General features: G+C 65.7%; 19 protein-coding genes. 8 read left to right on the top strand and 11 right to left on the bottom strand.

All coding sequences use genetic code 11. The features are described from left to right. Positions 1-79: 79 nt before the first annotated feature. Entirely contained in the window at positions 80-847 is a 768-nt protein-coding gene (locus tag AASM09_RS11855) for a hypothetical protein (protein WP_049429300.1), read from the bottom strand. Positions 848-979: 132 nt separating this feature from the next. Between AASM09_RS11855 and AASM09_RS11850 the strand changes: the two genes are divergently transcribed. Genes AASM09_RS11850 through AASM09_RS11840 form a run of 3 tightly spaced genes read left to right on the top strand, consistent with a single transcriptional unit; the run spans position 980 to position 2,981 of the window. Then, positions 980-1,603, top strand: coding sequence for a sigma-70 family RNA polymerase sigma factor (locus AASM09_RS11850; protein ID WP_049429288.1), 624 nt, complete (start codon positions 980-982; stop codon positions 1,601-1,603). Then, entirely contained in the window at positions 1,600-2,271 is a 672-nt protein-coding gene (locus AASM09_RS11845) for a ChrR family anti-sigma-E factor (protein WP_049429287.1), read from the top strand. The genes AASM09_RS11850 and AASM09_RS11845 overlap by 4 nt, the downstream gene beginning before the upstream one ends. A gap of 17 nt (positions 2,272-2,288) precedes the next feature. Then, on the top strand, positions 2,289-2,981 hold the full coding sequence (locus AASM09_RS11840) for an oxidoreductase (protein ID WP_100443511.1): 693 nt from the start codon (positions 2,289-2,291) through the stop codon (positions 2,979-2,981). A 2-nt stretch (positions 2,982-2,983) separates the two neighbouring features. Here the strand turns inward: AASM09_RS11840 and AASM09_RS11835 are convergent, their stop codons facing one another. From AASM09_RS11835 to AASM09_RS11825, 3 genes are read right to left on the bottom strand one after another with little or no spacing between them, the layout of a single operon-like run. Next, positions 2,984-5,383 carry a hybrid sensor histidine kinase/response regulator gene (locus AASM09_RS11835; RefSeq protein ID WP_049429285.1) on the bottom strand — a complete coding sequence of 800 codons (2,400 nt, stop codon included), beginning with the start codon at positions 5,381-5,383 and terminating at the stop codon, positions 2,984-2,986. Between the two features lie 52 nt (positions 5,384-5,435). Continuing rightward, a complete protein-coding gene (locus AASM09_RS11830) occupies positions 5,436-5,843 on the bottom strand; it encodes a response regulator (RefSeq protein ID WP_049429284.1) in 408 nt (135 codons plus the stop codon). Next, positions 5,840-8,077 carry an ATP-binding protein gene (locus AASM09_RS11825; protein WP_049429283.1) on the bottom strand — a complete coding sequence of 746 codons (2,238 nt, stop codon included), beginning with the start codon at positions 8,075-8,077 and terminating at the stop codon, positions 5,840-5,842. Before AASM09_RS11825 ends, AASM09_RS11830 begins: the two co-directional genes overlap by 4 nt. A gap of 266 nt (positions 8,078-8,343) precedes the next feature. Here AASM09_RS11825 and AASM09_RS11820 point away from each other — a divergent pair, with 266 nt between their 5' ends. Next, positions 8,344-8,637, top strand: coding sequence for a hypothetical protein (locus AASM09_RS11820; RefSeq protein ID WP_049429282.1), 294 nt, complete (start codon positions 8,344-8,346; stop codon positions 8,635-8,637). Between the two features lie 16 nt (positions 8,638-8,653). Here the strand turns inward: AASM09_RS11820 and AASM09_RS11815 are convergent, their stop codons facing one another. Continuing rightward, entirely contained in the window at positions 8,654-9,139 is a 486-nt protein-coding gene (locus AASM09_RS11815; RefSeq protein WP_049429281.1) for a TspO/MBR family protein, read from the bottom strand. Positions 9,140-9,213: 74 nt separating this feature from the next. After that, positions 9,214-11,397 (bottom strand): hypothetical protein, encoded by a 2,184-nt coding sequence (locus tag AASM09_RS11810; protein ID WP_049429280.1) that lies wholly within the window; start codon positions 11,395-11,397, stop codon positions 9,214-9,216. 582 nt (positions 11,398-11,979) lie between these two features. Here AASM09_RS11810 and AASM09_RS11805 point away from each other — a divergent pair. Beyond that, positions 11,980-14,124, top strand: a complete 2,145-nt coding sequence (locus AASM09_RS11805; protein WP_049429279.1) for a serine/threonine-protein kinase — start codon at positions 11,980-11,982, stop codon at positions 14,122-14,124. Then, on the top strand, positions 14,121-14,681 hold the full coding sequence (locus AASM09_RS11800) for a hypothetical protein (protein WP_049429278.1): 561 nt from the start codon (positions 14,121-14,123) through the stop codon (positions 14,679-14,681). Before AASM09_RS11805 ends, AASM09_RS11800 begins: the two co-directional genes overlap by 4 nt. A 17-nt stretch (positions 14,682-14,698) precedes the next feature. Here the strand turns inward: AASM09_RS11800 and AASM09_RS11795 are convergent, their stop codons facing one another. The 3 genes from AASM09_RS11795 to AASM09_RS11785 all read right to left on the bottom strand — a co-directional run bounded on the left by AASM09_RS11795 (position 14,699) and on the right by AASM09_RS11785 (position 19,140). Continuing rightward, positions 14,699-15,283 carry a phage tail protein gene (locus AASM09_RS11795; protein WP_049429277.1) on the bottom strand — a complete coding sequence of 195 codons (585 nt, stop codon included), beginning with the start codon at positions 15,281-15,283 and terminating at the stop codon, positions 14,699-14,701. Further along, positions 15,280-18,195, bottom strand: a complete 2,916-nt coding sequence (locus AASM09_RS11790; protein WP_343368464.1) for a hypothetical protein — start codon at positions 18,193-18,195, stop codon at positions 15,280-15,282. Before AASM09_RS11790 ends, AASM09_RS11795 begins: the two co-directional genes overlap by 4 nt. A gap of 336 nt (positions 18,196-18,531) precedes the next feature. After that, positions 18,532-19,140 (bottom strand): hypothetical protein, encoded by a 609-nt coding sequence (locus AASM09_RS11785; RefSeq protein WP_049429274.1) that lies wholly within the window; start codon positions 19,138-19,140, stop codon positions 18,532-18,534. Between the two features lie 280 nt (positions 19,141-19,420). Between AASM09_RS11785 and AASM09_RS11780 the strand changes: the two genes are divergently transcribed. Together AASM09_RS11780 and AASM09_RS11775 are read left to right on the top strand one after the other, a co-directional pair. Continuing rightward, on the top strand, positions 19,421-20,950 hold the full coding sequence (locus AASM09_RS11780) for a sigma 54-interacting transcriptional regulator (RefSeq protein ID WP_157804744.1): 1,530 nt from the start codon (positions 19,421-19,423) through the stop codon (positions 20,948-20,950). 154 nt (positions 20,951-21,104) lie between these two features. Beyond that, positions 21,105-22,112, top strand: coding sequence for a ComEC/Rec2 family competence protein (locus AASM09_RS11775; protein ID WP_157805961.1), 1,008 nt, complete (start codon positions 21,105-21,107; stop codon positions 22,110-22,112). Positions 22,113-22,201: 89 nt separating this feature from the next. Here the strand turns inward: AASM09_RS11775 and AASM09_RS11770 are convergent, their stop codons facing one another. Together AASM09_RS11770 and AASM09_RS11765 are read right to left on the bottom strand one after the other, a co-directional pair. After that, entirely contained in the window at positions 22,202-23,710 is a 1,509-nt protein-coding gene (locus AASM09_RS11770) for a S1 family peptidase (RefSeq protein ID WP_100443508.1), read from the bottom strand. Continuing rightward, positions 23,707-24,159: a hypothetical protein gene (locus AASM09_RS11765; protein WP_152906575.1), complete on the bottom strand. Its 453-nt coding sequence runs from the start codon at positions 24,157-24,159 to the stop codon at positions 23,707-23,709. Before AASM09_RS11765 ends, AASM09_RS11770 begins: the two co-directional genes overlap by 4 nt. Positions 24,160-24,418 lie beyond the last annotated feature (259 nt).

The raw sequence follows: 24,418 nt of genomic DNA, 5'->3' as shown, positions 1-24,418 counted from the left end.
CGGATCTCGGCGGGTGTCGTGTCTTCCTGTACGCACCAGAATGCGCAATGGATGCGACGTGTTGCGGTGAATGTTGGCTTCACGTGTTCGTAACAGGGCAGCGGTCGACCAGTGGCTGCGCCCATGCCTGTTGCCACTCAGACGCGGGGCGTTGCGCGGGAGGTGCGCTGAAGCGCACCGTCACCCGCGGATAGGTGCCGCGTGCATCGCGCAGGTTGCTGGTGCCATTGAATTCCAGAAGGCGCCTGTCGGCGTTGGCATAGACCAGCGACAGGCGGGGTGCGACGCCGCCATACCAGGTGTCGAGGCTGACCTCGATCGACTGGGCGTCGATGCCTTGCCAGCGCAGGGCGCCGGTATGCCGCACCTGCACCGGGAAGTAGCGCTGCCGCCCGGGCACCAGGAACGGCATCGACACGCGCTCGCCCTGCATCAGCGCTGTCCAGTGCAGGCGCACCGCCGCGTCGAATCCCGCATCGATCACCGCATCCGGCGGCAAATCAAGCCTGCGCTGCCGGGGCGGGCTGGCGGCATCCTCCTTCCAGACGACGGACACAGCGACGCTGGCGGCCTCGATCTCGGCCGTCTGGCCACTGCGCCGGTCCTGCAGCGTATAGCCACGAGCCTGCGCCAGGGGGCTGGCCGGCAGGTGCTTGCGGGCGAACGGCTGGCCACCGGGGCACTGGTACAGCACCCAGTGCTCGGCCCCCTCGCTGGCGTCGCGGCGCCAGTGAACTTCGTGGTAGAGGATCCGGCCCTGCGAGGACGTCGCCACGCCCTCGCTGCGCAGCCAAGGGGTCGCCAGTCCGGCGTGGGGCAGGCACAACAACAGCCAGGCGATGCGCATGGCATTCATCCGTAAGGGCGGGTCCAGGTCGTACGGCGGGCGGGGCGGGTTGGATGCGCAATGCGGGCTGCATCCGATTGCCATTCCCGCGCGTACAGGGGACAGACCTTCACCCGCCCGCCGCGAACGCAGATGTATCCTGACGCCGCCAGCACCCTCGCCAACTTCAACAGCGCACGCATCGTGTCCAGCTCCCAGCAGCCCAGCAGCGAGCCGAAAAACTGGGCCGGCGACATGGACGGTGTCGCGCGGCTGCGCGACCGCGACTGTTTCATGCGGATCTACGACCATTTCATGCCGCGCCTGTGCGTCTATCTGCGCGGGCTGGGCGCGCCCGAGGCGGTGGCCGAGGAGCTGGCGCAGGAGTGCCTGCTGCGCCTGTGGCTGCGCGCGGCCGACTATGATGCCGCGCAGGGTGCGTTGAGCACCTGGCTGTACCGCATCGCCCGCAACCTGCATATCGACCGCGTGCGCCGCGAGCGCAGCTGGATGCAGGTACAGGTGGCGGTGGAAGACGCGGCAACGATGGACGTGGTCGAGCGCAGCAGCGCCGAACAGTTCGCCGACCAGGCCCGGCTTCGCCAACGCATCAATGAGTTGCCGGCAGTGCAGGCGCGGCTGGTGCGCATGTCCTACTTCGAGGCCAAGAGCCACAGCGAGATCGCCGAGGCACTGGGCATGCCGCTGGGCACGGTGAAATCGCACCTGCGGCGTGCGTTCCTGCAACTGCAGTCGAAAGTGGGAGGTGCGCTGTGAATCCGCACCACCATCTGCACGAATCCACACTGATGAGCTACGCCGCAGGCGCGCTTCCGGCGCCGTTGAGCATCGTGGCGGGCGCCCATCTGGAGCAGTGCCCGCACTGTCGCCAGCGCCTGCGCGAGGCCGAGGCGATCGGATCGGTCTTGCTGGAACAGACCCAGCCATCCACGGGCGATCTACGCCGCGAGCAGTTGCGCGACGCGATGTTGATGCGCCTGGCGACGGATGTGCCTGCCGCGGCAGTGTCATCACGGACCGTTTCCAGAGAGCGCCCCGAAGCCGATCCGGACCATCTTCCTGCGTCACTTCACCCGTATTTCGGCGCGTCGCTCAGTGGCCTGCGCTGGCGCTGGATGGCGCCGGGCGTGCACTGCATCCGTGCCGAGCAGATGCCTTCGCTGATCATGCTGAAGATTGCCCCGGGCAAGTGCCTGCCGATGCACAGCCACGGCCGAAGCGAGCTGACCCAGATCCTGCGGGGCTCGTACAATGATGCGTTGGGGTTGTTCGCGCCCGGCGACGTGGCGGACCTGGATGGGGACGTGGAGCACCAGCCGGTGACCGCGCCAGGGGTGCCGTGTATCTGCGTGTCGGCGCTGGATGCACCCCTGGTGTTCAGTGGCTGGCTGGCGCGGAAGGTGCAGCGTTTCGTGAAGCTCTAGCGGGGCGGGAGACGGTGATGGCGAGGGCAGAAGCATTGCGTGTTCTGTTGACCGGCGCCGCCGGGTTGGTGGGGCAGGGCGTGGCGTTGGCCTGCCAGCGCTCATCGCAGGTCGGCCATCTGACCGCGCTGGTACGGCGTCCGGGCAGCCTCAGCGGTGCGGGAAGCGAGCGGGTCGTGCCGGATTTCCTGCGCATCGATGAGCAGCGTGACGATCTGGCTGGCTTCAACGCGTGCTTCTATTGCGCGGGCGCGCCTCCGGTGGGCACCGCCGAAGCCGAGTACCGGCGGGTGACGCTGGACACCACACTGGCCGTGGCCCGCGCGTGGGCGGCAGTGAATCCCGACGGTTGCTTTCTGTATGTGTCCGGCGCCGGCGCGGACCCGCAGAGCCGGGTGATGCCGCTGCGGATCAAGGGCGAAATCGAACTGGCGCTCCGCAGGATGCCGGTGCGTACCGTGATGCTGCGCCCGGGAGGCGTGCGGCCGGTATCGGGAACCGGCACGCGCCACGCGGTGCTCAAGCCCCTGTACTGGGGTGGCGCGCCGCTGATGAAACTGGCGGGCGCACTCGTCCCTTCACTGGTCACCAGCAATCTGGCGGTGGGCCAGGCGATGATCGCACTGGCAGGAAGAGAGCATCCGCCTGCCACGGTGGAGTGCGCGGACATCAACCGGATCGCGGCAGGCACGCGTGATCCGGCGGCGTGAGCTCAGTGCGCGGCAGCGTCCAGCGCGGTGCGTACCGCCTGTGCAAGGTCACTGCGGGTAAACGGCTTCGGCAGCAGCGCAGCGAACCGACCCTGACTACCCACCGCCTCGTGGTCGCGTGGATAGCCCGAAGTGAACAGCACAGCAACTTCAGGCCAGCGCTCGCGGACCTCGCGGACCAGTTCCCAGCCCGACATGCCGGGCATCACCACGTCGGAGAACAGCAGGTCGACCCTCGTGTCCGGGCGCTCCAGCAATCGCAGCGCGGACGGTCCGTCATGCGCTTCCAGTACGCGGTAGCCCAGCAGGCGCAGTGAATCAACCGTGTGCGCGCGCACATCGTCGTTGTCCTCGGCCACCAGGATGGTTTCCTCACGCGGCGCGTAGCCGGCCAAGCCAGACTGTGGCGCACGCGCTTCGCTGGGCAGCGCCAGCGGCGAGCGCGGGAACATCATGGTGATGCTGGTGCCGCCGCCTTCCACCGAATCGATCAGGACATGACCGCCGGACTGCTTGACGAAGCCGTGCACCATCGACAAGCCCAGCCCAGTGCCACGGCCGACCTGCTTGGTGGTGAAGAACGGTTCGAACACGCGCGCCAACGTGGCTGCATCCATGCCGTGCCCGTTGTCGCGCACGCGAAGCATCACGTACTCGCCGGGTTCGGCATCGGGGAACAGCGCGGCGTAGTCATGGTCCAGGTGGCTGTTGTCGACCTCGATGACCAGCCGGCCACCGTGAGGCATTGCATCTCGGGCATTGACCGCCAGGTTGAGCACAGAGGCCTCCAACTGGCTGACGTCGATCTCCACGCACCAGATGTCCTGGGCGCTGCGGATCTCCAGTTGCACCAGTTCGCCCAACGCACGCTGCAGCATGTCGTGCATGTCCAGCAGGCGGTCGTTGAGGTTGGCCGCCTGGCTATGCAACGGCTGGCGGCGGGCAAATGCCAGCAACCGCTGGGTGAGGCTGGCGGCACGTCCCACGCCCTTCAGGGCATTGTCCAGGGCGCGACCGACCAGCGCGGCCGGTTCACCAGCGCGCTCGCTGAGCAGCATGGCGTGTTCGACGTTGCCGGAGATGACCGTCAGGATGTTGTTGAAGTCGTGGGCGATGCCACCGGTCAGTTGGCCCACGGCCTCGATCTTCTGCGACTGGCGCAGCGCGTGTTCGGCCTGCAGCCGGGCGGTGGTTTCCACCGCTTCGGAGACCACGGCCGTAACCGCACCGTCTGCGTCCAGCAGGGGGCGGAACGAGAAGTCGAAACTGCGCCGCCCGGTCGGCAGCTCGATATCCAGCGCATGCAGCGAGCTGTGGCCGTGCACGGCATCGGTGACGGCCTGATCAACGGTGGTGGCAACCTCGTCGGTCGTGGCGAACCACGGCGACTGCACATAAGGCTGGCCCACCACATCCTTCTTGTCGGCCAGTACGGCGGCCAGCGAGGCGACGTTGGCATCAACCACGCCGCCGGAAAGATCGAGCAGTACCTGGTGCTGGAAGCTGGATTCGAAAATGGCCTGCAGGCGACGCTTGCTGGCCCTCAACTCGGCCGTGCGCGCCTGGACCTGCCGCTCCAGTTCCTGGTTGTCTTCGCGCAGCGCCAGTTCGGCCTGCTTCAGCAGGGATACGTCGCTGGCCATGCAGATGTAGCCAACCACACTGCCGTCGGCCGCATGTTCCGGCACGCAATCCATCTGCACGAATCGTGACTGGCCACTGCGATGGATCAGCTCCACCTGGAAGCTGGAGCGCTCGCCCTGAAGCACGCGCTCCAGGCTGGGCAACGCATGTTCAAACGCAGAAATGCCACTGACTTCCCGTGCGGTGCGGCCCAGCAGTTCGGCAAGGCTGAAGCCATGCCAGTCCAGAAACGCCTTGTTGGCAAACCTGTAGCGATGGTCCTTGTCCAGCTGGGCGATCAGTGCAGGAACGGCGTCGGTCACCTGCTGCAGCTGGGCCTGGCTGTCGTTCAGCGCGGCCTGCGCATTGGCAAGCTGGGTGCGCTCGTGCGCCTCCTGGCGGGCGCGGCGGATCGCATCGGGCAAGCGTTGCAGGCGTTGCTTCACCACATAGTCGCGGGCACCGCGCGTGAGAGCCTGGACCGCCAGCTCCTCGGTCAGCGTGCCGGAGACAAAGATGAAAGGCGTCTGTGGCACGCGCTCGCGTGCCAGGGCAAGTGCAGCGTCGCCATCGAAGCCAGGCAGGACATGATCGGCGAGGATCACGTCGAACGGTCGGCTGTCGATTGCCTCGATGAAGGCGTTGCGGGTCCACAGGCGCTCGGCCTCGAAGTCCAGGCCGGCGCGCTGCAGCTGTGCGGTGATCAGCTCCGCATCGAGCGCACTGTCCTCCAGCATGAGGATGCGCAGGCGCTCGCTGCTGCGCGATCCATCATGCATTGTGCTGCCCCGTACCGGAGGGGCGATGTGGCGGTGGCTGGTTGGTGATGCCTCAGAACATGCCCAACCCCTGGATCGCGTCGAAGAATTCCTTGAAGTCGACAGGCTTCACCACGAAGGCATTCACACCCAGTTCGTAACTGCGCACGAGATCCTGCTCTTCGCGGGAAGAGGTCAGCATGACGATCGGGGTGCTGCTCAGCTGCGGATCTCCGCGAACCTGTTCCAGCACTTCCAGACCGTTGACCTTGGGCAGCTTCAGGTCCAGAAGCACCACCACGGGGCCACCATGGTTGGCCCCGGCGAACTTTCCCTCGCAGCGCAGGTAGTCCAGCGCTTCGGCGCCGTCTCGTACATGGATGACGTCATTCAGCAGCTGGCAGCGCGACAACGCGGCCAGTGTCAGTTCGGCATCCTTTGGGCTGTCCTCGACCAGGAGGATCGGCCGCAGGTCCCTCATGGGTAATCTCCTGTGGAACGGGGTAGGGTGAAGTGGATCGTGGCGCCCTTGCCGGGTTCGCCTTCGGCCCAGGTGCGGCCGCCGTGGCGGCCGATGATGCGACGCACGTTGGCCAGGCCGATGCCGGTGCCTTCGAATTCCTCGACGTGATGCAGGCGCTGGAACACGCCAAACAGTTTGTCCACATAGCGCATGTCGAAGCCGCAGCCGTTGTCGCGCACGAAGAAGTGATCTTCATCGTCGCTGCGTTCGTGGCCGACCTCGATCACCGCCTGGTCGCGCTCGCGGGTGAACTTGACCGCATTGGACAACAGGTTCTGCCAGACCAGGCGCAGCATGGTCGGGTCGGCTTCCACCTCCGGCAGCGGCGCCATCGTCCACTGCACATCGCGACCGGCGTAGTCCAGCGCCAGGCTCTTGCGGACATCCCCGACCAGCGCAGCCATGTCCAGCCGCACCCGTCCCAGCGTGGAGCGTCCCATCTGCGAGAAGCTGAGCAGGTCGTCCACCAGCGTTCCGGCGGACTTTGCCGACTCGACGATGGTGTCCAGGAAGCGGCGCTCGGTCTCGTTGAGGCGTTCACCGGCCGAGCTGCCCAGCAGCTCCGAATAACCGACGATATGGCGGAAGGGGGCGCGCAGGTCGTGGCTGACCGAATAGGAGAATGCCTCCAGTTCCTTGTTGCTGCGCAGGAGCTGCTCGTTCAGCTCGGCCATTTCCTCGGCCTTGCGCAACACGACGTCGACGATGGCGGTTCGCATCTCGTGCGCGGCATCGCGATCGGCGTCACCCCATGGCAGGCTGCGCTGCTGCACGGTCTCCTTCCATGCCTCAAAGGAATGGCGTGGAGACAGCACGACATCCGGCGCTGCGGTCTTTCGGGGATCGCCACCCCAACTGACAGTACGCACCACCTCTGGGCGGAACCACATCAGGTAGCTGTCATGCAGCTGCGAGATGGAGACCGCCAGCAGGCCACTGGCCACCTCCGCCAGGCGAGCGCCCTCCGCCCAGTCGGCGGCCAGATGATCAGTGCAGTAGATTTCCTGGCCGGCATGCTGCGCGGACAACCAGTCGGTCAGCGCCAGGACGTCGCTGGCAGAAGGGCACCGGCCAACGCGCATGCAGTCGCCCTTGTGCACGATGGCCGCGCCAGCGGCACCGGTCAGCGACAGCAGGCTGGTCTCATCCAGGCGCAGCGCGGCAATGAAGTCCTCGTCACCGGCCATGCGTCCCAGCAGCTTGACCAGCACGGAACGGCGAACCACGCGTTCCTCGATCGCGCGCGCACGCTCCTTCAGGGCAATCTGCAGCGACAGGATCTGGCCCATGAACTCGCAGGCCGTGCGCACGTGGTAGGGCAGGCGGCGCGGCTGCACCGTATGGCACGACATCAGCCCCCACAACTGGCCCTCATGGACCAGCGAGACCGACATCGACGCCCCGGTGCCCATGTTGCGCATGTACTGCAGGTGCACCGGGGATACGCTGCGCAGCACCGCCAGGCTCAGATCAGTCGGCGGTGCGTCGCGATGCTCCTCGGCCCGCATCAACGGGGCAGGGGTGTAGTTGTTGTCCGCGATCAGGCGCACCCGGTTGCGGCGGTAGAGTTCGCGTGCCTGGGCGGGAATGTCAGATTCAGGAAAACGCAGGTCCAGGTACGAGGGCAACAGGCCATTGCCTTCTTCCGCCACCACGATGCCGTTCCAGCCGGCGTCGAACTGATAGACCAGGGTGCGATCGAAGCCGGTGAGCCGGCGCATGTGCGCGGCGGCCAGCTGGCACAGGTCTTCCACCGTCGAGGCCGATTCGATGGCGGTCATCAGCTCGCGGATGGCCGGATACAGCTCTTCAAGAGAACCGGGCTGGCCCGCAACCGGCGCTTCCAGCTCGACAAGGAGGTCGGTGGCGGAGCGATGCACCAGCAGCTGATGGCGGCCGTGGCCATCCAGGTGCACGGCGCCCACATGCGCACTGCTGCCGATGGTGGTCTGCCGGAGCAGCGCCTGGAAGGGCGCCAGCACGCCACCGAGTACCTCACTGACGTGCTGAAGCAACGGCTCGCCGAACTGCTGAAGGACGCTCGGCTGACTGATGGCGCGCTCGCGCACCCGCAACGACTGCGGCTCCAGCACCAGAAGCACACCGTAGGGCTGGATCGCGCCGGGTGTGTGGATGGGTTCGCGCGCACAACGGGACAGCGCAAGGTCGGGCGTGGACTGGGCAGAAGGCATCAACGGAGGGGCTCATGTTTCATGGATGGCTGGAAAAGCCCAGCGATACATCCGGCTAGCAGGGATGGTGAAGCAAAATCGCGCATTCGCCTACCACCTGATGCCCGTGAAGGCCGTTTCATTCAAACCTGAATTCTTCATCTACACAGCGGCGGACGATGTGTAAGGCGCCCGTGCAGAGGTTTTGCATCCAATGCATATCGGCTGCACGCCAGCTCGACAGCGATTGTCCTAGGGTGAATCCACCTCCAACCGTTGCCACGCCCGTGAACCTGCAGACGCTCCCACCTCTTCCGTACCGCATGCTGCCTGACAGCTGCCAGTTTGAACTGCTGGATGTGGATGCCCTGCAGGATCCTGCCAGCGGTCGTCTTCTGCACCTGTACTCGCTGGTGGCCCGCTGCCTTTCCTGCGAAACGGTGTTCAAGGCAGAGGAAGGCCAAGGGTTGGTGAGCCATTCTGCAGCCAGAGTGGTGCGCTGCCCCACCGGCTGTGGTCAGCAGGCCTTCAAGTCGTCGCTGTTGCGGGCGTGGCGCCCGCAGGCCATTGCCCAGGCTTGACTCAGATCTGTTGCGCTCACAGCAGTGCGGGATTGGCGCGCCACACCGCGTAGTTCAGCGCGCAGGCAAACACGATCCAGGCCAGGTAGGGAAGCAGCATTACTGCCGCAATGCGGCTGACGCGCGCAAACCTGACGATCGTGGCGCACACCAGCGCAATCAGCAGAAGAATGTCCGCGAACGCAAGGGCGCCAAGTTTCCAGCCGAAGAACAGCCAGCTCCACAGTGCGTTGACGGCCAACTGCAACAGATAGAGCCGCAGTGCCGGTTGCGCGCCGCGCCAGCCGCGCTCGCGCCAGACCCGCCAAGCCGCAACCGCCATCAGCGCATAGAGCAGCGTCCACACCGGGCCGAACACGCCGGCCGGCGGCGCCCACGCGGGCAGGGCAAGCGTGGTATAGAAGGTGGCCGCCGATGAAGATGCCCACGCGCCCAATGCGGCCGCAGCGAAGGTGATCGCCAACCAGCCCAGAAACCCGGAAATCTGTGTGCCGCGCTTCATCCCGATACCGCTCCATGCTCCGTATGCCCCTGCATACGCATGAACGCGGCATATGGATGCAGATGCCGCGGCATTCAGTCTGAGGATCCGCCAGTGCCTGTTGGCAGCAGGGAAGGGCGCTCGTCAAACCACTCGCGCGCCTTGGCCAGGTGCCACTGGCGCTGGTCGCCATCCAGTTCGATGCCCGCGCCCAACAGCCCCCAGCGCAGATAAAGGTCGCCGCGCTTGCGCTGCTCCAGCAGATCCAGTCGCGCGCGCACCGACAGCCGATCATTCTCGGCCTGCAGGCCATCAATCACCAGATGGCCCGGGCGCCAGCGCAGCCTGGCCTGCGCATCCACCTGGCCGGAGTCCAGCAGCGACAAGGTCCAGCGCGGGTAGTCCGTGCGCTCGGCGAACAACGCCAGCAAGGGGCGCGCATCACTGAGCGCCAGGTCGGTGGTGGCGTCCACCTGGAAGGGCGATTGCGCATCGATGCGGCCGCGTCTGAAGGTGGCACGCCCTTTCCACGCCGTCGAGCGTTCCGTGCCGGCCACCTGCACGTTGCGTAGCTCGACCGTGGTGCCGGACAGGTCGAAATGACGCTGGTTGAAGTCGCCCCGGCGCAGCGTTGCGTTCACGTCCACATCGCCGCCCATGTCCAGCCCTGCCACCCTCGCACTGGTGCCGCGCCCCTGCAGGCGGGCCGTGCCATGGCCAACGCGGCCATCGGTATCGAGGGTGGCATCACCGCTGAGTAAGCCGGTGCCGCGCAGCAGGCGCACCTGTTTTGAACCGAGATAACGGTTGTAGGCGGACAGATCTGGAATGGTGGCTTCGCTGAAGCTCAGGTGCGCGCGCACGCCCTTGCGCAGTTCCTGCAGACGACCGTCGCCGGTCAGGTCCAGCGCCAGATTGCGGCCGTCGAACAGCCGAACGTCCTTGGCATCGGTGGGACGCGCGGTGAAGCGGGGCAGGCGGACCGCAAGCAGCGCCTGATTCGGAGTACCTGACTTCAGTTCCCCATGCGCGCTGGCGGTACCGGCAAGCCGGACGCCGGCGACCTCGGCAACTGCTTCGGCAGAGGGAATGTCCACCGTGCTGCCTTCGCTCAGCTCGCCATTGTGCAGCCGCAGGTCGGCCTTCAGCGTGCCGCCGCCGTCCAGTTGCAGCCACGGCTTGCGGACGAACAGGGCAGGGATCCAGTTGAGCGAGGTGAATGTCCATTCGCCGCGTACCGTACCTGAACTGCGCTCCAGCAACTGGCCCGGATCCTGGAAGGGGATTTCACGGCCGGTGATGTGCAGGTCCGCGTCCACTTCGCTGCCTGAGTCGGGCCGTGGTGGCAGGCGTGCCTGCAGGCGCAGGTCGTTGGCCACGTTGAGCTGAAGGGCCAGCACGCCGCGGTCTGGAGCCCCGTCGCCAAGATAGAGCGGCACCTGCCAGAGAGCGCGGTCGCCGGGTTGCAGCTGACCATCGATCAGGTGTGCCGAGAGCTGCAGGCGGCCCGGCACCGGGGCGCTGGAGATCTTCGGGGTGGTGGCATCCGTATCCATACGCAGGCCCTGGCTGCGTGCATCAACGTCCAGCTGGGCATGCAGGATCTTCAGTTTGGCCAGCCCAGGCGCCTGGTCACGGTAGTGGCGTGGGTAGCTGAAGCGCGCAGCCAGGTTCATGTCGCCCAGCAGCTGCACGCCGTCGAAACTGGTGTCTGCACCCTTGAATGTGACTGTTGAATCCAGCAGTTCCGAAGGACCGCCGCGCAGCTGCTTGACGAAGCCGACCGTGCCCTGGCCCTTGCCGATGATCAGCAGCTTGCCGAAACGGGCGCTGCGGATGCTGTCGCTGTGGATGGCATCGAACCGCAGCGTCCAGCCCTGGTCGCTGCGCGGGGGCGGCGGGATGGCCTCTTCAACACGGCTGATCTCGGCCGAGACGCCCGTGGCCTGCAGGCGCGGAACCCGCACTTCGCGCTGGAACAGCGGCAGGACTGCCAGCCTGGCGCTTGCCCGGTCGGCATGCAGCACGTAGACGGTGTGGTTGACGTGGCCGCGCATGTGCACGTTCCAGGCGATCACGTGGCCGGGCAGCAAGGTGAGGGCTGGGCCCGTGGTCATCACGAACTTGTGCGGCTTGCGGTTGGTGACCTGGTCGAACAGTGGCGTGTTGAGGAAGATGTTGCCGGCCAGCAGATACAGCAGGTAGATGCCCAGCAGGACGTAGCCAGCGACGCGCCATCGGCGGAGCCGGTGCGGGATGCGCGCGGAAGTAGGGGGCATGTACTGCTCTAAGGGCCGGAATTCACTCAACTATTGCCGAACCGATGGCGGTGGCGCGTGAAGCGGGTGCGGGGCGCTTGCTGGAATCTGCTAGTACCCGGCCTGGTCACGACCACAGATCTGCAGTAGACGCATGGAGATCCGGCCCGCCCGTGCAGGCGATTTCGACGTGATGTGGGGCATGCGCGACGCAGGATGTGCTGCCTTTTCAAGACGGCCATTCGCGGGCGCTTTTGAGGGCAGCACGTTTCGCACGCATTGGTTCCAGGCCCAGACACCCCCACGCTGCTTCCACGTACCAGGAGGTCGCCAGTCGCAGCGCGGCATCGCTGCCACGATCGCACAAGATCATGGGTGGCGTGCGCCTGATCGGTGCAGCCATGGCGTGCAGCGGCGGTGGCAATGCTGGTGGCTTCTGCAGCCAGCCTGTGCAGCGGCGCCTGTCAATTTTCTGGCAGTGTCTGCTGCGGTAGGGTGACGCACCCGGCACGTGGAGGACTGCAATCGCACACGCGCGTTCAACCCCGTGAAGTCGCGAAAAGTGACTGATCCTTGCTCCCTCTCAATCAATCAGGAGTGGGAATGGACAACGTTGTGGAGCAACCCTCTACGGGGGCGGGACAGCAGTTCAGTCACTATCGGATCGGAGGCACGCTGGGCGAGGGGGGCTTCGGTCGGGTTTGCCTGGCCTGGGATGAGCGGCTGGCGCGCGAAGTCGCGATCAAGTTCTCGATAGGCGATGAATCCGGCCAACGAGGTCTGCGCTACGAGGCCCAGCGGCTGGCCGCGCAGGCGCACCGTGCTTTTGTAACGGTCTATGCATTGGAGGAGCACGCCGGTCAGCTGGCGATGGTGATGGAGCGCATCCGCGGCATCACTCTGGCGCAGGCGTTGGACCGGACCGGCGCGTTGCCCGCCGAGCGTGTGCTGCGTCTGGGTGCGGCGGTGGCCGAAGCCTTGGCTGTGGCCCATCGCCATGGCTGGGCGCATGGTGACCTGAAGCCCTCCAACGTGATGCTCACCGAATGCGGGGACGTGCGCATCCTGGATTTCGGTGCTGCTGCGGCCATCGACCCCGAGCAGACCGTCAGCACGGTGACTGCCCAGAGCGCGGCAGGGACGCTGGCTTACCTGGCCCCCGAACGCCTGCTGGGCGCGCGCGCGGGCGCATCCGGTGACATCTATGCGCTTGGGCTGGTGCTGCACGAGGCGCTGAAGGGCAGCCGTGATTTCGAGGCCAGCGCGGCGTGGGGCGGATTACATCGACGCCTGCATGGTGGAGCGGCAGGGCGACGGCTGCCGCGCGGTACCGACGCCGCGCTGACCGATCTGGTCGAGCGGATGACGCGCCGTCACGCGCAGGACCGTCCACGCTCCATGTCCGATGTGCACAGGGCGCTGCTGAAGGCGCAGGAGCAGCGGCACGAGCGAAGCCGAAAGCGTGCGGAGCAGCGTGGGGTGCTGGGCTTGATCGTGTTGTTCGGACTGCTCGCTGTGTTCATCCAGGCGCGCGACGTGCGCCTGGCGGGGGCAGAGGCTGTGGCGGAGGCCGGTGCTGCGATCGACCCGTTGGTCCGCGCGGAACGCCTGTTGGCTGACTTCGACCAGGCCGGCACTGTAGCCGAAGCGGTGGCGCTGCTGGAGCAGCGACTGGCCAGCGACCCGCACGATGCCGGTGCCGCAGCGCTGTTGGCCATCGGGTATTGCCTGAGCTACGCCGGTGATGAGCGCGATGAGGTCTGGTTGAGTCGCGCACGCGCGGCAGCCCAGCAGGCCGAGCGTGAGGAACCGCAGCGGGCCATCGTGCAGGCGGCGCGAGGCTGGGTGGAGGAGTATCTGAACAACAAGGCCGACGCAGAAGCCCACTATCTGCGGGCGCGGATGCTGGACCCGGGCGATCGCCATGCGTTGCTGGGCCTGGCGCGCCTGTACGCGCAGTCGGGCCGCGCAAGCCAGGCCCAGCAGGTGCTGGCCGACGCCATGCGGCGGCTCCCTGCCGACCGCGGCTTTGTCGACACCCAGGGGACGCTGCTCTACCAGCAGGGCGACCTCGCCGGTGCCGAGCAGGCGTTCCACCGCAGCATCCTGCTCAAGCCCAATGGCGTGCAGGCCTACGTCAGCTTGAGCGGCGTGCTGCTGCGCGCGAACCGTCTCGATGAGGCGCTTCATGTGCTGCAGCAGGGCCTTCGGCAGGGCAGCAATGGCCGCCTGTATGGCAACCTCGGCACCCTGTTGTACATGCGGGGTGACTACGCTGAGGCCGCCACGGCGTTCGAGCGTGCATTGTCCGATGCGAAGGGCAGCCCCAACGACTACCTGAAATGGGCCAATCTGGGCGATACCCTGCGCTGGTTGCCTGGCCAGGAAGCGCAGGCGCGCGCGGCCCACCAGCGCGCCCTGCAGATGGTGGACACGCTGCTGCAGCGCAGCCCTGACAGCGCAACGCTGCAGAGTCGCAGCGCGCTGTACGCCGCCCGGCTGGGACAGGCTTCGCTGGCACGGCAGCGCATCGACGCCGCACTCGCCGGTGGCAATAACAATGCAGACCTGCAGTTTCGCGCAGCGCTGGTGGCCGAACTTGGCGGCCGTCGCGAAGCTGCGTTGGCTCACCTGCAGGACGCTATCGCGCGCGGCTACCCCCCGCATATGATCGCCGGGGAGCCGGATCTTCTGGCTCTACGCCGGGATCGGCGCTACCACCGCATGCTTACAGGGAAGACAGAATGAGTGTGAACATCACCCCGCCCGCGGCCGATGCCGCGATCATCCGGGTCAGCTTCGATATCGACCAGGTCAGCTCGGACCTGTTGTGGCAGGCTGCCGTCGCAAAGACGCACCGAGATCTCTATTCGCCGGTCGGCCGCTATGCCGGTGCCGTGCATTTCCGTGAAGGCGATACGGTCAGCGTGGAGGTCACCGGCTTTGGCCGCAGCGGTACGCTGCTGTCAACCAATATCCTCGATGCGATGCTTTACACGGTTCCGCACACCTCGGGCGAACGGTTCTCGGCGCCATCGCCGTTCTCAAGCGTGCGAGCCACCACGCCGATCGAGCAGTGGCAGCCGGCCCGGATCGAGCATGACCGTGAACCCGGCTTCAGTGCGTCGGTGCAGCACTCGCTGACCCCGCTGACCGTCGTGCAGGACGACGGCCGCTGGAAGCTGTCATTGATCCTCACCGTGGTGATCGAACGCCTGACCAAGGCGGGCCCGCAGCAGGAAATCCGGGTGTTCTCGTTCGACCCAGAAGCCGAGGTGGGGTCGGGCACCGAGCCGCCGGTCTAAGCCCCTGGCGGTCACCACTACTCAACACGGATGATGTAGTGGACGGCCATGTTGCGTGGGCGTGTCTCATGCACGCTCACGCGACCGGTGACAGGATCGGTGGTCTTCTGGGGCTTGGCTGGCAGATTGCAGGCCTGCGCTGCATCGCCGGAGACCGTACTGCCGGTGGGTTCGCTGTAGTCATGCTGATGCGCCTGCAGGGCATCCCACTGCAGCGAGCCGACACCGGAATAGTCCGGGTTGCCGTCCGGGGAACGACGCTGGTCGCGGTCCGGATCCACGCCGGCGCCGTCGTCAACCCCGCGGACGAACATGCCGCGCAGGTCGGGCAGGTTGAAGATGCCGCGTTCGTACTGGCCGCCGTACAGGCAGCCGAGCGCGGCAAACAAGTCCGGGTAGCGGGAGATGCGCATTTCGCGGCCATCGCAGGGCATCCAACCGAGCGGTTCCAGCAACGCGCGGAGTGGGCCATCTGTGCGGCTCGCGGCGGACGCGGCAACGGCACTGTCGCCGCTCGACCAGGCCGGATTGGGGGCCTGCGAAACCTGTGCAAGGTCGCCGAGATAGAGGCAGACGCTGCCGATGGGCTGGGCGGTGTTCATGCCTCGTCCTTGAAGTCGGGCAGGGCTTCACCGTCTTGCAGGACGCTGATATCGGTGGCCACCATCAGCTCCCACGCCTCCCGCTGAGGTGCTGGGGCCGGCGTGGCCGAGATCACCTTGAGATCGTCCGCCAGGTCCAGGTAACGCAGCGTCGCAGGTTGGTTAGCGGGGGCTGCCTCCAGTGTTGCCTGGAACGTAGGCACCAGCGCGTCATCACCCAGCCACATCATGCCTGTAGCGAGGAAGTACAGCAGCGCGTTCTCATGGCCCGGCGCGACCGGCAGCAGTACCCGTGCCTGCGCGGCCTGCAGGAACGGGGTCAACCCGGCGTCATCAGGATCCGGCGCGGGTGCAGCCTCCGGATCATCGATCAGGGTATAGGTCAGCTCCGGCCACTCCAGCGCTTGGTCCAGCCATAGCTGCAGGGTGGGCGCCACCTGCTGGTCAGGCGCATCGGCACCCGTGCGCCGGCGGGACAGGCCAAGCAGCCCGCGCACTCCTGCCCGTTGCAGTTCAAGGCGGATGCTGCGCTGTTGCGCCTGCCCGTCGGGGTGGCGCCGGGGCGATGCACCGGCGGCATCGAAATAGCGGAGCAGCTCGCGCCGCCAGGCCTCGATCAGCCGATCGTAGAGTCGTGATTTCCAGGCCGCGAGCAGCTCCGGCGTGCTGGCCAGGCGTACATCGATGTTCAATCCATAGACGGGCAGCGGCGTTGCCGTCGGTGCAGGGTCGGACGGCTCCTCCGCGCCGGCAGGTGCGACCAGGACGATGCTGATGGGCAGCGCGCCGGTCTGCCCGGCCAAGGCAATGTCCGGCAGGACGGCTGATGCATTCCCCTCGGTGGTGAACCCGGCCGTGCCGATGCTGCCTCGCATGCTCCAACCCTGGCTGGCACTGGCCAGGGCGATGCTCGCCGAGACCGCCTGATAGCCCGGCGGCAGCGGCAGCTGCTGGCTCAACAAGGGTGTGCCGCTCTCGAACACCGTACAGGCATGTGCCTCGGGCGTGGGCGGAAGCTCGGTGACCTCCACGCCGTAGCGTGCCGCCAGCGCAGCGTAGTAGCAGGGGCTCTGCGGATCCAGCGAAAGGTCATTGAACTGGCGCAGGCCCAGCTGTGCAGGTGCCAGCGGCTGTTCCAGCGCCTGCCCATACTGGTCACGGCGAGCGTGCACCAGCCGCTCGCCCGGCCGCGGGACACGGTATTCCAGCATCAGCCGATGGCCGACGGAGACCACCCAGCACCGGTAGCGGGCATTGAGCCAGCGGTAGACGCCACGCTGGTTGTTGGCGCGGCCGCGACGATCGAAGCACTGTGAGACTTCATTGCGGCGGGTGTGACGATGCCGCTGCAGCCGCTGCTCGCCCAGCTGGGTGGTGACCCGTTGTGCGGCACGCTGGACGATCCGCCGCGCCAGCGTCGCGCTGTCGGCCAGGCGATCACGGGTGGGCTGGGTGTCCACCGGCATCAGCGTGCAGCTTCCGTCCTGCTGGCACTGGGTGGGCGGACCGTAGGTGGTTGAATACTCGAGCTTGAACTGTTCGCGCAGCGCGTTGTGGACTTCCGACTCCAGCGTGCTGGCGAGGCCGTCGCGCAGATCCTCATGGGTATCGGCCACGCCTGTCCGAGCGCTATGCTCGCTCAGCGTGTCAGCGCGCTCATGCCGGGCGCGCACCTTGCGCTCATCGGCCATCACGCTCTCGATGTGGCTGACTTCTCCCAGCGCGTAGCCCAACAGGCGGCGCTTGACCTGCTGCAGCTCACCGATCGCATAGGGCTGGATCGGGATGCTCGACGGCTCTTCGGCCCGGGCGGGCCCGGCGGCGGGCAGCGGGAAGACGGGAGAAGGCAACAACAGGGTGGCGGCCAGGCCATTACGCAGACGTTCTGGTGGCCAACGCCCCTCGAAACCCGGTGCGGTATCGCGCGACAGGCGGCCCAGCAGTGTTGCCGCCTGGAGGGTGCGGGTGAGTGCGTCGCGCTGGCGACGGTCATAGCCAAGCACACAGTTCAAGGCGAACACGTTCTGCCAGATCCGATCAAGCGTCTGCGCGAATTCCGTCGAGGCCATGGCCTCGGTGATCGCCGGCCAGGGTTGACCCCAGAGCTGCACGATCAGATCGATCAACGCTTCGCGGCTTGGCAGCGGAATCGCTGCAGCGGCCAGCGCGAAGCGCTCCAGCGCAACAGCGTCCGGCCCCAGCACGGCAATCGTGGGTACGCACTGGCCGGTATAGGGCGCATCGCCCTGCAGGAACATCACCGCCTGCTCAAGCATCTGGCTGCGCGCACTGTCTCCCGCTGGAAGCAACGCGGCCAGCTGGCAGTACAGGCGCGGGTCGGCGGTCGTGCAGGTGCCGGAGTAAGCGATGAAGTTGTCCTCCTGGGTCCGGGTCGAAGTGCCCGGCCACGCCCGGAGCTGGATATAGGGGAACAAGTCGCCCGCCTCCTCGAGCCGCGACTGCACCACTTCGCCCTGCGCCGATTCCGGCACCGGGGCGGGCGGCACTGCTTCGCCCAGCAGTTGCGGCGGGGCGCTTCCGCCGGGATAGCGGAGCTGGTCGAGCAGAAGTGCGGCGCGACTGGCATCGAAATGCAGCTGCCCGACGATCATCATGCCCGGCGAGGTTTCGCCGCGCGCATCGAACGCCAGTATCGGATCGTTGGATACCAGATGCTTGCGTGCGAGCAGCTGCCCCTGCCAGGACACATCCACATCGCAGGCCAGCGCATCGGCGCTGAAGGTCCAGTTGATGCGCACCGGCCCCTGCTCGAAAACCCCCGCGTTGTCAGTGCCCGGCATCGCCATGCGCGCCTCCTTCGAAGGGACCAGCAATCCTTGCGAGATCGGTAAAGCCGCCGGGATAGCCGGTGTCCACCAGCCAGACTCCGATGCAGCCGTCAGCATCGACACGACGCTCGATCCGTCCCCACAGGATCCGGTTGTTGGAATAGGGGTCCACAAGCGAGAACGTCAATCGTGGGGTGGTGCTGTCCAGAATGCTGCGGGCGATGAGGTTGACCGGGTCCATCGAGGAGATGGCCCGGTCGATCAACAGCAGGGCGACATCGAATGCACCATCCACGGGATCACTCCAGTAGATCTCGATACTGGCGTCTGGCGAGGGCGCCCAGATGTTGCTGGGCAGGGGGAGCGAGTCGGCACGGAGCGGGGGCAGCGAAGGCGCAGTGGTCATGATGGAACTCCTTGGAGTGGAGCGGGACGGGCCAGGGCCCGTCCCGCTGCGGATCAGGCCTTGGTCAGCGAGTAGCCCTTCCACTTGGACCCAGTGACGATCAGCGAATCGCCCTCGAGCACCTCGAGCTGGGTCTGGCTGATTTCTTCCTGCACCAGGCGCTGGCCCTTGTAGGTGAACTGGGAAACCACGGCGACGAACATGCTCGCGCGTACATCTTCCATGAACAGGCCGCCCGGCCAGATGACCTGCGGCTCGTAGATCGCGTCCTGGCCGCGCAGGATGGAAGCTTCCACGCCGATGCTGAAGTTGTTGACCACGCGCACCTCATTGAGCACCAGGTCGGTAAAGCTCTGGTTGATCACCGCACCATTGGAGCGGCGGTCCTGCGAGGCGACGCTGTCGATGGTGAACGCGGCGGAGGTCTCGGCGAAGGAGGCCGGCTTGGCCGAGGTGTCCAGCTGGTCGGGACGGGAAGCATCGTTCGAGTAACGCACCTGCAGGCCGAAGTCATCCGGGATCTGGATGACCGAGTTGCCACCCGGCGGCGGTGCGGCAACCTGCCAGGCGATCGTGGCCAGGGTCGGGTTGCTCACCGGCTTCTGGAACACGGCCAGTCGAACGGTTTCGCCGGTTTCGTTGATCAGAGTGATGGTCGACATGAAGGACTTCCTTGAGATTGAGGGTTGATGGGCGAGACGCAGCGTGCGCCTCGATGAGGGCGTACACACAAACCGTGCCAACTCCACCGAACCCGCCATGGCAAGGGTTCGCGCCAGCCCGGACAGGCCATGGCCAGGGCTGGCGGGTCGGCTGACATGTCGGCTGACATGCCCGGCATGTCCCTCCGCGGTCCGCGCCGACATCAGGTACGATCCGGCAACGGCCACGGAATGGGGGCAGGGACCGGTGTCGCGACGCACAGCTGACAGGGAAGCCACGTTGTCCGCGCCGATCGAGGCGCTGGCGGCACAGGCCACGGCAACGCTCGGATTGACGGTGCTCTGGCATCCGCGTCGGCGTCGCATTGGTGAGCAGGCAGCCTTGCTCCTTGAGCGTGGCGCGGCCGAATTGAACCGGAATGCGCCCGCGTTCTTCGCCGCCGCCAGTGACGTCGGCGAGGCGCTTGAACATCAGGGCGTTTCGAGGCAATCCCTGTGCTTTCGTGCAGGCGACGACGGCAGTGTGCTGCTGAGCGCCCCGGCATCGACGATGCGCGTCGAGATCGACGGTGTGCCGATCAGCGAAGACATGCGCGGGACGCCCATTGCATTCGACACGACGCGGCTTCGCCGTGGGGTGGTACTTCGATTGGGTGGCAGTGTCCTGCTGTGCCTGGGCTATATCGGTATCGGCAGCGCCGGGCAGGGCGGCAGTGCACTGGTCGGGGTGAGCCCGGCGATGACGCGGGTACGTGCAGCGATCGCCCAGGTCGCGGCAACCGACATGCCGACCCTGATCCTGGGGGAGACCGGCACCGGCAAGGAGCTCGTGGCGCAGGCCATCCATGCCGCCAGTGCGCGTTCGCACCGGATGCTGGTGAGCGTGAACATGGCCGCCTTGAACGAGTCGCTGGCGGCGGCGGATCTGTTCGGCGCGAACAAAGGGGCCTACACCGGAGCACAGGTGGCGCGCGAAGGCTATTTCGCCGAAGCCAACGGCGGAACGTTGTTCCTCGATGAGATTGGCGACACGCCTGCGGCGGTGCAGCCGATGCTGCTGCGGGCGCTGGAAACCGGCGAATACCGACCGCTTGGAAGTGCACGCAACGAGCGCGCCGACGTGCGCCTGATAGCGGCCACCGATCGGGATCTATCCACGCCAGGCTTCAACCAGCCGTTGCTACGTCGCCTTGAAGCCTTCGTGATTGCAATGCCGCCACTGCGCGAGCGTCGCCAGGACATCGGTGTTCTGATCGTGCAGCTGCTGCAACGTTGGCAGGGCAGCGACGCTGCACCGGTGGAGCTGCCTGGCTCGGTGGTGCAGGCGTTGTGCCTGTATGACTGGCCCGGCAACGTCCGCCAGCTGGCACATGTGCTGCGGCGACTGAGCCTGGCGGCACAGGTACAGGAATGGCCGGACATGCAGGCATTGCTGCCGGCTCCCGTGCCCGCGCCCGTCTCCCTGTCTGCGCCTGCGATGGACGCAGGCCAGGTGGCCGCTGTGGCGCCGGCAGTGCGCTATCGCTCACCGTCGCGGGTCGGCGAGGACGATGTGATTGCTGCACTGGAAGCACACCAGTGGTGTGTGCGCAAGGCGGCCGAGCATCTCTGCGTCTCGCGTGCTTCCTTCTACGTGCTGCTGGACGCATCGCCGAGCATCCGCCGCGCCGATGACATTCCGCTGGACGAGATAAGCCGCGCGGTCGCGCAGGCCCCTGACGATCCGGGCCACTGGGCCTCGCAGCTGCGCACGCCGCGCGAATCCCTGCGCCGGCGCGTGCGCCAACTGGGCCTGGCCAAGCGCCTGTAGACCACGCGATCGCGGTGCGAACCGGTGTGCTGCAGGCAGACCGATGACTTGGCATGGATCGTGCGTTTATCCCTCGTGACAGCCATCCGGCCTGTCTCAACCCAACGAGGGTCATCCCATGACACGCATCGACTTCGTCGGTCGCGGGCTGCTGTTGTCCGCGATCCTGTTACTGGCCGCCTGCAGCACAGGCAGCATCAAACCCACGCCACCACCACTGGTGGGCGCTCCCGTCGTCAACGTGGTGGATCCTGGCAATCTGGTCGTGCATACGCTGCCGATCGGTGCTGGAAACTGCCAGATCGCTCAATGCCCTTCGGGTAACCGCTTGGTGGTGATGGACTGCGGCTCCAAGGGCGCCGGCACCCAGGACTGGGACGCGGGCAAGGTAAAGGGCTACGTCGAAACGCTGATCGATGACAAGAGCGAGATCACGGTCAGTATCAGCCATCCCGACGAGGACCACTACAACTACATCGCCCCGGTGTTTGCCAACATGAAGGTGACGTCGTTGTATCTGGGCGGTGACTGGAGCCAGTACAACAGCACCTTCCAAGACTGGGTCAAGACGCAGAGGATCAAAAGTGCGGCGCAGGTCAACATGTACACGGGGTTCTACGCATCCGCCACGCCCGAGCCGGGGTTGAGCTGTTGGAAGCCCGAGCACGGGGGTAGCAGCATGCAGGTGGCCAGCTACATCCTGGGCGTCAACGCGGGCACCACCAAGAACGATGGAAGCATGGTGGTGGCGATGCGCTATGGAGACTTCACCACGACCTTCACCGGTGACATGACCCAGGCGACCGAGAACAAGCTGCAGCTGCCGAACGGTCTCAAGAGTTTCAAGGCCAACCTGCTGACCGGAGCACATCACGGCGCGTCCAGCCAGGGCAGCAATTCGGTGGAGTGGGCCAAGGCGACCAGCCCCGATTTCGTGATCTTCAGCGCCGGGCTCCGCTACAGCCACCCGCGCTGCGACGCCGTGGATCGTTACACCACCGTGGGCGCTGCACTGCCTGAGCACGAGTACTTCTGCGGGAACAGCGGTACGGGCGAGAACCGGAAGACCACGGACAACATCCTGGTGACCGACTCCAACGGACTGATCGTCATCGAAGCCGATACCCACGGCGCGATGAAGGTGCTGCCGGTGAAGTTCTGATCGACGAAGCGGTGCGCTGAACGAGGCGGCTGCCGGCGGGCAGCCGCCTCGGACGGTCTCACTGTCCATCGCCATCCGCCTCAAGCAAGCTATGGGCAATCAGGGCATCCGCTGCAGTGCAGGTTGTACTCCACCGGCTCGGCCGCAATTCCAGAGGCATCCTTCAAGGTCACCCGTTCCCTCCAGGTCAGGGGCGGAGGTGGGATGACCGGTGGCGGGTACAGCACGATTGGATAGAAGCAGACCCAGGTGTAGTTGAGAGGAGAGGGCGTTTTCTCGGACAGCGTCTCCGTCGCAGGTTCGCAGGGGCCGCTGGGGCATACGGGACGCTCGAGCGTCAGCTCGATCGGGAACTTCGGCACTCCCCTGTATGTCACCGGAACGGAGAATGGCCTGAAATAGTTTTCTGTACGATCAGCGATGCCGGTAACTTCAAACGCCTCTGTCAGCACGGAAACGCCCAGTACCGAAACCCGCTCGATGGGCATGTAGTACAAGTCGTTCTCGAACCCGGTCCCTTCCCCCCCGCGGCCATGAATGATGCCAACGGCTGCGTGATTGGAGAAGACTGGTCCTCCGCTGTCGCCTTCGACGCTCAGCGGGCCTGCGGAAAGGTTGCGCGCACGAATGTAGCGCCCGATCACTCCGTTGTAGTTGGACATTGAGTTCATGTCCTGGATGGTGCCGCACGCGTAATGACCGCTGATTCCGCTCTTGCAGACAACATCGCCCAGATGCATTGCCGTCGAGGGGAGTACGCTGGTGATCTCGAGGGTCGGCGACGGTCCGTTGATCAGGGTGATCTCATTTGCCTGTGGCTGGCGTGGCCCGGTGGCTGATTCCTTGTGCCACTGGACATCGTAGTCGCCAGCGTCCTGCTCCGCCTGGAATACCATAGGCGCTGCGACACCCTGATAGCTGGCGGCATTGTCACAATGGCCTGCGGTGAGAATGCCAAGCTCACGCTCTGCGTCGAAGACGTTGAAACCGGTGGTGCACGCAATGGTAGCCCCGGCGATTCTGTTGCCGCCCTGGATCGCTGTGGTGACAGTGAACCCTTTGACCGCCTTGATCTTCACAAAATCGACTGCACCGAGCAGCGGCCGTAGCGTACGCCTGGCGGCGACCTCGTCCTTCACATAGAAGGTCACCAAAGACCGTTTGACATCAAGCCCCGACTCGAACTCGACACCTCTTGCCTGGAGCTGGGCGCCGCCCTCGGCCTGGGTAGCCAGCAGCATCTCAAGGGATTGGGGGGACGTGCCAGCGACAAAGACAGGATCCTGGGTGTACTTCGCCAACGTCTCGGCAGGCTTCCTGGTGAACATGACGACGATTCTGAAGTCTGGTTGGTGTTCTACATACAGGCCGCCAAAGGTTGCGGGTTCCGCTGCTTGGATCCTCGCCTCCAAGGGCGCTGCAGCGACCGACTTCAACGATCGATACCTGGCCTCGGCCTCAGACACGCCGAAAATGCGCGAGTACGTATAAGCGGAGGGGTTCTCAACTCCCGCACGCGCATGTGAACCGAATGCAATTGAACTGAGCGCCAGCCATGTCAGCAGGCGGATGCAGTTGTTCGGAATCAGGTTGATCATGGCGACTCCTTTGCCTGGCGAATCAAGTGCATGGTCATCATCGGGCCGCTGCAGCCCGCCGGGATGTTGGTGGCAAGGCTCGATCGGGGCAGTTCAGCCGCGTGGCCACCCCCGAAAGAGGCTGCAACCCCGAATTTCAGGACCTGTCCTGATCCCGCGCCCTGAATGCCGATCGGCGTCCCTCCATCCAGCGCCAGCGAGTAGCCATAAGGCCACGCCGCGAGGTAGGCCGTGCCATTCTGATCAACGAAGTAAACACAGCCGTTGATGGGCTTCAGCCTGCCTCTAAGCAGGCCTGTGGCGAGGACTGCGCTGGCCGCGGGCGAAAGCCTGACCAGCACGACCGACCGGGTCTCCCGAGCCACTGCCGATGGGGTGGTTGAAATGCCGGCAGCGATCATCGCAAGCGTGAAAGCTGCCCGTCTGATTGAGAAACGCCAGGATGCCATGCGCATTGCCCCTCCGCTTCAAGCCATTTTGCCAGGCTGGGAATATCAGAGTCCCGTTCCGGCTAAATATAATGCCGATGGATCAAACATTAATTCCCCTCACGATTGGCAACCGTGACTTTTCTCACAAACGCGCATTGCCCTTTCAGGGCTTACGCCAGGCACGGCTGCCTGCGTACCGTGGAGCGGCACAGCTGATAGCAAGCGTGCTGTCGTGCCGGAGGAGCGGTGAAGCGCTCAATATCCATGCCCAGCCTCC

It is taken from the genome of Stenotrophomonas maltophilia (genome assembly GCF_039555535.1).
In the GTDB taxonomy this organism is placed as follows: Bacteria; Pseudomonadota; Gammaproteobacteria; order Xanthomonadales; family Xanthomonadaceae; genus Stenotrophomonas; species Stenotrophomonas maltophilia_Q.
The sequence above is the reverse complement of the archived record's forward strand: the minus strand, read 5'-3'. Positions and strand labels throughout refer to the sequence as shown.